General features: G+C 71.1%; 8 protein-coding genes and 1 pseudogene. 1 reads left to right on the top strand and 8 read right to left on the bottom strand.

Annotated elements, in window-relative coordinates:
• Together B2R83_RS15365 and B2R83_RS15360 are read right to left on the bottom strand one after the other, a co-directional pair.
• Window positions 1-1,582, bottom strand: a 1,582-nt coding sequence (locus B2R83_RS15365) for an AMP-binding protein (RefSeq protein ID WP_292042964.1), incomplete at its 3' end; no start/stop codon positions are given.
• A gap of 228 nt (window positions 1,583-1,810) precedes the next feature.
• Window positions 1,811-2,275, bottom strand: coding sequence for a hypothetical protein (locus B2R83_RS15360; RefSeq protein ID WP_292042963.1), 465 nt, complete (start codon window positions 2,273-2,275; stop codon window positions 1,811-1,813).
• Between the two features lie 328 nt (window positions 2,276-2,603).
• Between B2R83_RS15360 and B2R83_RS15355 the strand changes: the two genes are divergently transcribed.
• Complete coding sequence (locus B2R83_RS15355) at window positions 2,604-3,713, top strand: LOG family protein (RefSeq protein ID WP_292042962.1); 1,110 nt, start codon at window positions 2,604-2,606, stop codon at window positions 3,711-3,713.
• A gap of 49 nt (window positions 3,714-3,762) precedes the next feature.
• Here the strand turns inward: B2R83_RS15355 and rlmN are convergent, their stop codons facing one another.
• From rlmN to rpsB, 6 genes and pseudogenes are all read right to left on the bottom strand, one after another.
• A complete protein-coding gene (gene rlmN / locus B2R83_RS23985; RefSeq protein WP_312718469.1) occupies window positions 3,763-4,938 on the bottom strand; it encodes a 23S rRNA (adenine(2503)-C(2))-methyltransferase RlmN in 1,176 nt (391 codons plus the stop codon).
• A 139-nt stretch (window positions 4,939-5,077) separates the two neighbouring features.
• Window positions 5,078-5,914, bottom strand: coding sequence for a phosphatidate cytidylyltransferase (locus B2R83_RS15345; protein WP_292042959.1), 837 nt, complete (start codon window positions 5,912-5,914; stop codon window positions 5,078-5,080).
• Window positions 5,915-5,983: 69 nt separating this feature from the next.
• On the bottom strand, window positions 5,984-6,541 hold the full coding sequence (gene frr, locus B2R83_RS15340) for a ribosome recycling factor (protein WP_292042958.1): 558 nt from the start codon (window positions 6,539-6,541) through the stop codon (window positions 5,984-5,986).
• Window positions 6,542-6,690: 149 nt separating this feature from the next.
• Window positions 6,691-7,452: a UMP kinase gene (gene pyrH, locus B2R83_RS15335; protein ID WP_396837169.1), complete on the bottom strand. Its 762-nt coding sequence runs from the start codon at window positions 7,450-7,452 to the stop codon at window positions 6,691-6,693.
• Between the two features lie 136 nt (window positions 7,453-7,588).
• Window positions 7,589-8,413 carry a translation elongation factor Ts gene (tsf, locus tag B2R83_RS15330; protein WP_292042955.1) on the bottom strand — a complete coding sequence of 275 codons (825 nt, stop codon included), beginning with the start codon at window positions 8,411-8,413 and terminating at the stop codon, window positions 7,589-7,591.
• A 258-nt stretch (window positions 8,414-8,671) separates the two neighbouring features.
• Window positions 8,672-9,217: pseudogene (rpsB, locus tag B2R83_RS15325) on the bottom strand (30S ribosomal protein S2); the annotation flags it as partial.

Raw genomic sequence — 9,217 nt, 5'->3', positions numbered from 1 at the left:
CGCACTCGGCGACGGCCGGGTGGCCGGCGATCGCCGCCTCGATCGACCCGGTGGAGAGGCGGTGACCGGCGACGTTGAGCACGTCGTCGGTGCGGCCCATGACGTAGACGTATCCGTCCTCGTCGATGTAGCCGCCGTCGCCGGTGAGGTAGTACCCCTCGTAGGCCGACAGGTAGGACGAGACGTAGCGGTCGTCGTCGTTCCACAGCGTCGGCAGCGTGCCGGGCGGCATCGGGAGCTTGATCGCGATCGAGCCCTCGGTACCGGCGGGCACCTGGTTGCCCTGGTCGTCGAGAACCTGGACGTCGTAACCCGGCGTGGGGACCGTGGGCGAGCCCGGCTTGACCGGGAGTTCCTCGATGCCGACGGGGTTGGTCGCGATGGGCCACCCCGTCTCGGTCTGCCACCAGTTGTCGATGACGGGGACGCCGAGGATCTGGCTCGCCCACTTGTACGTCTCGGGGTCGAGACGCTCACCCGCGAGGAACAGCCTCCGCAGGCTGGAGACGTCGTACTTCTTCAGCTCCTCGGCGTTCGGGTCCTCCTTCTTGATGGCCCGGATCGCCGTCGGCGCCGTGAACAGCGACGCGACGCGGTACTTCTCAACGACCCGCCAGAACGCGCCGGCGTCGGGGGTGCCGACGGGCTTGCCCTCGTACACGATCGTCGTCGCACCCGCGAGCAGGGGGGCGTACACGATGTAGGAGTGGCCGACGACCCACCCCACGTCGCTGGCCGCCCAGAACACCTCGCCCGGGGAGATGCCGTAGAGGTTCGGCATCGACCAGGTGAGCGCGACCGCGTGACCGCCGTTGTCACGCAGGATGCCCTTCGGCTTGCCGGTGGTCCCGGAGGTGTAGAGCACGTACAACGGGTCGGTGGCCGCGACCTCGACGCACTCGGCGGGTTCGACGGCGTCGGAGCCCATGACCTCGGCCCAGTCGACGTCGCGGTCGGTCATCTCGGCGGTGACCTGCTCGCGCTGGAGGATCACGCAGCGGTCGGGCTTGTGGCTCGACCGGTCGATCGCCTGGTCGAGGAACGGCTTGTACGGGATGACGCGGGTGGGCTCGATGCCGCACGAGGCGGCGACGACGACCTTGGGCGCGGCGTCCTCGATGCGGGCGGCGAGCTCGGCCGGGGCGAACCCACCGAAGACGACCGAGTGGATCGCGCCGAGCCGTGCCGTCGCGAGCATCGCGATGACGGCCTCGGGGACCATCGGCATGTAGATGACGACCCGGTCGCCCTTCTCGACGCCCAGCGCGCGGAGCACCCCGGCGAACTTGGCGACCTGTTCGAGGAGCTCGCTGTAGGTGTAGGTGCGCGAGGTGCCCGTCACCGGGCTCTCGTAGTGCAACGCGGCCTGGTCGGCACGTCCGTTGACGACGTGGCGGTCGAGGGCGTTGTAACAGGTGTTGAGGGTCCCGTCGGAGAACCACCGGTAGAACGGCGGACGGGAGTCGTCCAGCCCGGTCTTCGGGGGGCGGATCCAATCCACGCCCTGGGCGGCTTCGGCCCAGAACGCCGCCGGGTCCGCACTGCTTCTGTCGTGGAGTACTCGGTAGGCGCCGTTGCTCATGGGGGTCATCCTCCACCGGCCGCGCAGGTCGCGGGGCGGCTACGCGTCGCTCGATACGGCGACCCGACATGCGTTGTCGCCGAACGGTCACGGCGACCTCTCGGCGCGGACGGCGAACGGCCGGCACGGGCCCCTGTTCCCATGCCGGCCGTCGGGCCCATCACGTCGCCGTGTGGACTCGACCGGGATGCACCGCCGTCAGCTCGTCATCCCGGACGTCTTGTGCCCTCAGCCGCAGTCGAGCCCCAGCGCCTCGACGACGTCGGCAGGAGCGACCTCGCACCCGACCTCGGCCGTTCCCAGGTCGACGACGCTCCAGCGTCCCTTCGCCTGGCGGAGGAGCACCGTGGCGGGGTCGAGCTCGGCACCCTTGACGGGCCGCAGCGTGACCGTGGCCCACACGCCGCTCGTGCGCAGGCCCACGACGGAGTACTGCGAGGCGGGGACGCCGGCGGTGAACTCGCTCGCGTGGACGGCCTTGGTGACGGCCGCGAGCGTCGAGGCCTCCTCGGCCTGACGGCGCGCGTGAGCGCCCTGGACGGCGCGGTAGTGGGCGGCCGTGGACGTGGTGGCGGTACTCGTGTGAGCGGCGCGCGTGACGGAACCGACCGCGTCGGCCTGGCCGGCGGCTGCCGCCGACCCGGCCAGAAGCAGCGTGGTGAGTCCCATCGCGAGGATGGTGCGTGCGCGCATGATGTGTGTCTCCCGTCAGTTCCCACGGAGACGACCCCCGGCCCCGCGAACACCCTTATCCTCTCGTGCCTTCGACCCGGCGAAAAGGAAATATCGTGCGCTCGGGATCACAAGTCGGTGACGTTCACGTCACCGCCCGGACACGGCTCTGACCAGGGCATTCACGGACCTGGACACGCGCCTCGGCGCGTCGTCGCGGTCCGTGTCGGGTGCATGTCGAATCAGACGTCCTGAACTGCCGCCCACGTCCCCCGAACGCCGCCCGATCGACGAGGTGGATACGTCCCGCCGCCCGGCGTGGGCGCGGCGCCGGGCATCATGGCCGATCATGGACATCGAGTCGATCGAGGCGTTGCGCCGGGCCCTGGACGAGGGTGTCCCGCTGGGACGCCTCCGCCTCCAGGGCCTGGACCTCACCGACGACGCCGCGCTGCTCACCGGGCGGGACGTCGAGGGCCTCGTCGTCCTCGGGGGGCGTCTGCCGATGCCGCTCGCGCGATACCTCACCCGGCACGGCGCCGTCGTCCTGCCGCCCGCGCCGCATGCGCCGGTCGATCCCTACCGCGGGCACGTCTACACCCCCGACGAGCTGTACGCCGGGCTCACCGAGCACGGCTACGGGGCCACGCCCGACGCACGCGCCTACGCGTGGAGCCGCTCGGCGAGCCTGCGGCACGACGCGTACGTCGCCGTCCTGCGCGCCACCCACGACGTCGCGATGGAGGACGCGCTCGACGGGGTCCTGCGCGGACATCCGGTCGTCGGGGTCATGGGGGGGCACGCGTTGCGGCGCGACGACTCGGCCTACGCCGAGGCCGCCGGCCTCGCCCACCGACTCGCCCGCCACGGGCTCGTCGTCGCCACCGGCGGCGGCCCCGGGGCGATGGAGGCGGCGAACCTCGGTGCTCTCGCCCCGGACGAACCCGCGCTCACCGATGCCCTGCGGCGCCTCGGGGCCGTACCCTCGTTCGTCCCGGACATCGGGGCGTGGGCGGCCCTCGGGCTCGAGGTCCGTGCCGATCTGCTCGCCCGACGCCCGGCCGACGCGCCCCAGACGTGCTCGGTGGGGATCCCGACGTGGTTCTACGGGCACGAGCCGCCGAACGTCTTCTGCGACCACGTCGCCAAGTTCTTCTCCAACGCGGTGCGCGAGGACGGACTGCTGTCGCGGTCCACCGCCGGCATCGTCGTCCTGCGCGGCGCCGCCGGCACGGTGCAGGAGGTCTTCCAGGCGGTGACGCCGCGGTACTACGCCGACGACGACAGCGAGCTCTCCCCACTCGTCCTCGTCGGTGTGGAGCACTGGACGGTCACGATGCCCGTGTGGCCGGCCCTCCGGGCCCTGGCGGCCGACCGGCGCATGGCGAGCGCGCTCCACCTCGTCGACAGCCTCGCCGAGGCCGCGCAGATCGTCACCGCTCACCACCTCGGCCGCTGATCGCCCCCGCACACGAGCGGGGACCTGCGCGCGTCCGACCCCCTCGGGGTCACGCCGTCGAGGCGGCCAGCTGCCCGCAGGCGCCGTCGATGTCGCTGCCGCGCGTGTCGCGGACGGTCGTCGGCACCCCGTGGGCCCGCAGCCGCTCGACGAACTGCTGCATCACCCCGGGCCGGGACGCGGTCCAGATGCTGCCCGGAGTCGGGTTGAGCGGGATCGGGTTGACGTGCACCCACCCGCGGCCGCGCGCGGCGAGCTTCTCACCGAGCAGGTCGGCGCGCCAGGCCTGGTCGTTCATGTCCCGGATGAGCGCGTACTCGATCGAGACCCGCCGGCCCGTCGCCTCGAAGTAGCGCCGTGCCGCGTCGAGGGCCTCCTCGACGGAGTACCGCGTGTTGATGGGGACGAGTTCGTCGCGCAACTCGTCGTCCGGGGCGTGGAGGCTGAGGGCCAGGGTGACGGGGATGCCCTCCGCGGCGAGCCGGTCGATGCCCGGGACGAGGCCGACCGTGGACATCGTGATGCCGCGTGCCGACATCCCGAGGCCTTCGGGCGCCGGGGCGACCATCCGCCGGATCGCGGCGATCGCCCGCTTGTAGTTGACGAGCGCCTCCCCCATGCCCATGAAGACGACGTTGCTCACGCGCACCGGACCATCGTGGAGGCCCACCGCCCCGGCGGAGGTCTCGTCGGCATCCGGCGCATCGAACGCGCCGGCCTCCTCGCCGAGGGCGTCGGCGGTGTCGGAGTACTCCGCAGCACCGGCCTCGACCTGTCCGGTGGCGAGCATCCGGGACGCCTCGACCACCTGCCCGACGATCTCGGCCGTCGACAGGTTGCGGGTGAACCCCTCCTGCCCCGTCGCGCAGAACGGGCAGTTCATGCCGCATCCGGCCTGACTGGAGATGCACACGGTCGCCCGCCGGGGGTAGCGCATGAGGACGGATTCGACCAGCGCGCCGTCGTGGAGGCGCCACACCGACTTCACCGTCGCACCGGCATCGGCCCGCAGGTGCCGCACGGGGTCCAGCAGCGGCGGGAGCAGCTGGGCGACGAGCTCCTCCCGCCCGGCGGCGGGGAGGTCGGTCATGTCGGCAGGATCGCTCGTGTGTCCGACGAAGTAGTGCCGGGAGATCTGCTTGGCCCGGAAGCCGGGCAGGCCCAGCGCCGTGACGGCCTCGAGGCGACCGGGCATGTCGAGGTCCGCGAGATGCGTGGGCGGCATGGGGTTGCCGGGCGGGGAGAACGTCACCTGACCGCGCGCGGGGCGGCGGCGCTCCAGCCGTACCTGGACCGGGGGCTTCGACGGGTCGGTCACGGGACTCCTGACGGGGTGGGGGCGGGGCGGATGTGGACGGGGAAGCTCACACCAGCAGCGACATGACGAGCCACGCGACGGGGGCCGTGACGAGGAGGGAGTCGATGCGGTCCATGATGCCTCCGTGCCCCGGCAGGATGTCGCCGAGGTCCTTGACGCCGAGGTCGCGTTTGAGCATGGACTCGGTGAGGTCGCCGAGCGTCGCCGCCGCGACCGTGAGAAGCCCGAGGAGGGCGCCGACCCACACGGATCCCCCGAGCATGAGCGGCACGGTGAGCATGCCCGCGGCGAGGCAGCTCACGGTCGAGCCGGCGAGCCCCTCCCACGACTTCTTCGGGCTCACCGACGGCGCCATCGGATGCTTGCCCGCGACGACGCCGACGGCGTACCCGCCGATGTCGCTGGAGATCGTGACGATGACGAAGGCTGTGATGCGCAGGTTCCCGTCGGGCTCGGTGAGCATCAACGTCGTGAACGCCGACAGGAACAGCACGTAGGCCGCGATGAACACCCCGGCGGTGACGTCGCGGGTCGCCCGGTCGATGCCGAGGACGCTGCGCCAGGCGACGATGGCGAGCAGCGTGGCCCCGAACGCGACCATGAGCCCCGGCCCGCGGCCGACGTAGGCGCCGACGTGCATCGCCACGGTGCCGAGCAGCAGCGGCACCACGGGCACGGAGAACCGCCCGGAGGTGAAGGCCCGGGACAGTTCGACCACGCCGATGCACAACGCGGGGATGACGAGGACGAGCCAGCCCCACCGGACGACGAAGAGGCTGGCGAGGATGAGCCCACCGAGCCCGACCCCGACACCGATGGCGACGGGGAGATTGCGGCCCGCCTTGCCGGGTGGCTTCTTCGTGGGCGCGACGGGGACCGTCATCGCTGTCCTCTCGTCCTCGTTCGCGGCTCGGGTGCGCGTCATGCTCGGGGGACGTCGCGCAGACGTCGGTCAGACGGCGGAGAGCTCCGCCTCCTTGCCCTTGAGCAGCTCGTCGACCTGCTCGACGTGCTTCTTGGTGAGGGCCTCGAGCTCCTTCTCCGACCGCGTGCCCTCGTCCTCGCCGATGTCGCCGTCCTTGACGAAGCGGTCGATCTGGTCCTTGGCGTGGCGTCGCACGTTGCGGATCGCGACCTTGGCGTCCTCGCCCTTGCGCTGCGCCATCTTGACGTACTCCTTGCGGCGCTCGGCCGTGAGCTCGGGCAGGATGCAGCGGATCGAGTGGCCGTCGTTGCTCGGGTTGACGCCGAGGTCGGAGTCGCGGATGGCCTTCTCGATGTTCGCCATCGCGCCCTTGTCGAAGGGCGTGATGAGCATGGTGCGGGCCTCCGGCGTCTGGAACGACGCGAGCTGCTGAAGCGGCGTGGGGGCTCCGTAGTAGTCGACGAGGAGCTTGTTGAACATGCCCGCGTTCGCCCGGCCGGTGCGGATGGAGGCGAAGTCCTCCTTCGCCACCTCGATGGCCTTCTCCATCTTGTCCTCGGCCTCGAACATCGTCTCGTCCAACATGGTGGGTGCCTTTCACGTTCGCTCGCCATGCGCCGCACATCGGCGCGTGGGTCCCATGCTGTCAGACGTCCGCACCTCTCGCCGGGCATGGGCCGGCGGGAAGTGGAGGTGTGGAGCCGCCCCACCTGCGGCGGTGGGCGCGGGGCGGGTCAGTCCGCGTAGACCTCGGTGCCGAGGGACTCCCCGCGCAGGACGCGGGAGATCGTCGACTCCCCCTGCATCGCGAAGACGATCATGGGGAGGCGGTTCTCCATGCAGAGGCTGAACGCCGCGGCGTCGACGACCTTGAGGTTGTGGGCGAGGGCCTCGTCGTAGGAGATGCGGTCGAACCGGCGGGCGTCGGGGTTGGTGCGGGGGTCGCTGTCGTAGACCCCGTCGACGCCGTTCTTGCTCATGAGCACGGCGTCACAGCCGATCTCGAGGGCACGCTGCGCCGAGACCGTGTCGGTGGAGAAGTAGGGCATGCCCGCGCCGGCGCCGAAGATGACGACCCGGCCCTTCTCGAGGTGGCGGATGGCCCGGCGGGGGATGTAGGACTCGGCGACCTGGCCCATCGTGATCGCGGTCTGCACACGCGTGTCGATGCCCTCCTTCTCGAGGAAGTCCTGCAGCGCGAGACAGTTCATCACCGTGCCGAGCATGCCCATGTAGTCGGCGCGGGACCGTTCCATGCCGCGCTCCTGCATCTGGGCACCGCGGAAGAAGTTGCCACCGCCGACGACGACACCGACCTGCACGCCCTCACGCACGGCCTCGGCGATCTGGCGGGCGATGCCGCGCACGACGTCGGGGTCGACCCCCATGGAGCCTCCGCCGAAGGCTTCGCCGGAGAGCTTGAGCAGCACACGCTTGTAGGCACGCGGGGTGTCGTCGGTCACGGGTTTCTCCCTGTCAGTCGAGTTCGCGCTCATCCTCGCATCGCGGGCACCCAAGCCCAAAAGGGTCGAGGTGACCACGGCCGGTCGCCGGCCCCGGTCCCGCGGGACGACGGAGCCCGCCGCCCCGGTGATCGGGGCGGCGGGCTCGGTCGTGTCGCGGCGTGCGAGGTCAGTTGCCCACGCGGAGACGCGCGAAGCCCTTGGCCGTCGTGCTCGCCTCGTCGAGGACCTTCTGGACCGTCTTCTTCTGGTCCTTCGCGAACTTCTGCTCGAGGAGCACGTTCTCGGCGAAGAAGCCGTTGACGCGACCCTCGACGATGCGCGGGAGCGCCTGCTCGGGCTTGCCCTCCTCGCGGGCGGTCTCCTCCGCGATGCGACGCTCGTTGGCGACCATCTCCTCGGAGACCTCCTCGCGCGAGAGCACCGACGGGCTGAACGCGGCGATGTGCATCGCGACGTCGTGCGCGGCGGCGTCGTCACCGTCGTACCCGAAGATCACGCCGATCTGCGCGGGCAGGTCGGGGCTCGTCTTGTGGAGGTAGGAGACGACCTTGGGGGCCTCGACGCGCGCGACGCGACGGACCTCGATCTTCTCCCCGATGGCGGAGTTCGCCTCGTCGAGGAGCGTCTTGACGTCCTTGCCGTCGACCTCGGTGGCGAGCAGCGTGTCGGCGTCGGCGGCACCGGCGGCGACGGCCGCATCGAGCACCTTGGCCGCGAGCTCGCCGAACTTCTCGCCCTTGGCGACGAAGTCGGTCTCGCAGTTGACCTCGACGAGCGTGCCCACGCCACCGTCGACGTGCGCGGTGACCAGGCCGTTGGAGGCGCTGCGGCCCTCACGCTTGGTCACGCCCTTGAGGCCCTTGACGCGAAGGATCTCGGTGGCCTTGGTCTTGTCGCCCTCGGCCTCGTCGAGCGCCTTCTTGACGTCCATCATGCCGGCGCCGGTGGCCTCACGGAGCGCCTTGATGTCAGCGGCGGTGTAGTTCGCCATGCGATATCCCTATCTGTGTCGAAAACCGTTGGAGGGTGTCGATCCGGCCGAGGCTCAGGCCTGCTCGGTGCCCGCGGCCTCGGCGACGGGGGCGTCGCCCGTCTCGGCGGCGAGCTGCTCGGTGGTCTCGGCGGCGGGCTGCTCGGTGGGAGCGGCCTCGACGACGGGCTCCTCGGCGTTCGCGGCCTCGGCCGTCGGCTCGGCCGCGTCGCCCGTCTCGGCGGGGGCCTGCTCGCCGGCGAGGAGCTCGCGCTCCCACTCGGCCATGGGCTCGGCCGCGGCGGTCTCCTCGGAGGAACCGCCCTGGCTGCGGGTCATGAGACCGTCGGCCACGGCGTCGGCGACGACGCGCGTGAGCAGCGAGACGGAGCGGATGGCGTCGTCGTTGCCGGGGATCTTGTAGTCGACCTCGTCGGGGTCGCAGTTGGTGTCGAGGATCGCGATGACGGGCAGCTTGAGCTTGCGCGCCTCGGTGACCGCGAGGTGCTCCTTCTTGGTGTCGACGATCCACACCGCCGAGGGCACCTTGGACATGTCGCGGATACCGCCGAGAGTCTTCTCGAGCTTCTCCTTCTCGCGACGCAGGACGAGGAGCTCCTTCTTCGTGCGGCCGCTGCCGGCCACGTCGTCGAAGTCGATCTCCTCGAGCTCCTTGAGGCGCGTGAGGCGCCCGGAGACCGTCTGGAAGTTGGTGAGCATGCCACCGAGCCAGCGGTGGTTGACGTACGGCATCCCCACGCGGGTGGCCTGCTCGGCGATGGCCTCCTGGGCCTGCTTCTTGGTGCCGACGAAGAGCACCGAGCC

Source organism: Massilia sp. UBA6681 (genome assembly GCF_002454935.1).
GTDB classification, from domain to species: Bacteria; Pseudomonadota; Gammaproteobacteria; order Burkholderiales; family Burkholderiaceae_D; genus Telluria; species Telluria varians.
This window is presented reverse-complemented; position numbering and strand designations above follow the sequence as displayed.

What these genes read in the sequence shown, in the direction of transcription:
- B2R83_RS15360 (WP_292042963.1), bottom strand. Translation starts at nt 2,275, where the DNA reads ATGCGCGCACGCACCATCCTCGCGATGGGACTCACCACGCTGCTTCTG.
- B2R83_RS15355 (WP_292042962.1), top strand. Translation starts at nt 2,604, where the DNA reads ATGGACATCGAGTCGATCGAGGCGTTGCGCCGGGCCCTGGACGAGGGT.
- rlmN (WP_312718469.1), bottom strand. Translation starts at nt 4,938, where the DNA reads ATGCCGCCCACGCATCTCGCGGACCTCGACATGCCCGGTCGCCTCGAG.
- B2R83_RS15345 (WP_292042959.1), bottom strand. Translation starts at nt 5,914, where the DNA reads ATGACGGTCCCCGTCGCGCCCACGAAGAAGCCACCCGGCAAGGCGGGC.
- frr (WP_292042958.1), bottom strand. Translation starts at nt 6,541, where the DNA reads ATGTTGGACGAGACGATGTTCGAGGCCGAGGACAAGATGGAGAAGGCC.
- pyrH (WP_396837169.1), bottom strand. Translation starts at nt 7,452, where the DNA reads ATGAGCGCGAACTCGACTGACAGGGAGAAACCCGTGACCGACGACACC.
- tsf (WP_292042955.1), bottom strand. Translation starts at nt 8,413, where the DNA reads ATGGCGAACTACACCGCCGCTGACATCAAGGCGCTCCGTGAGGCCACC.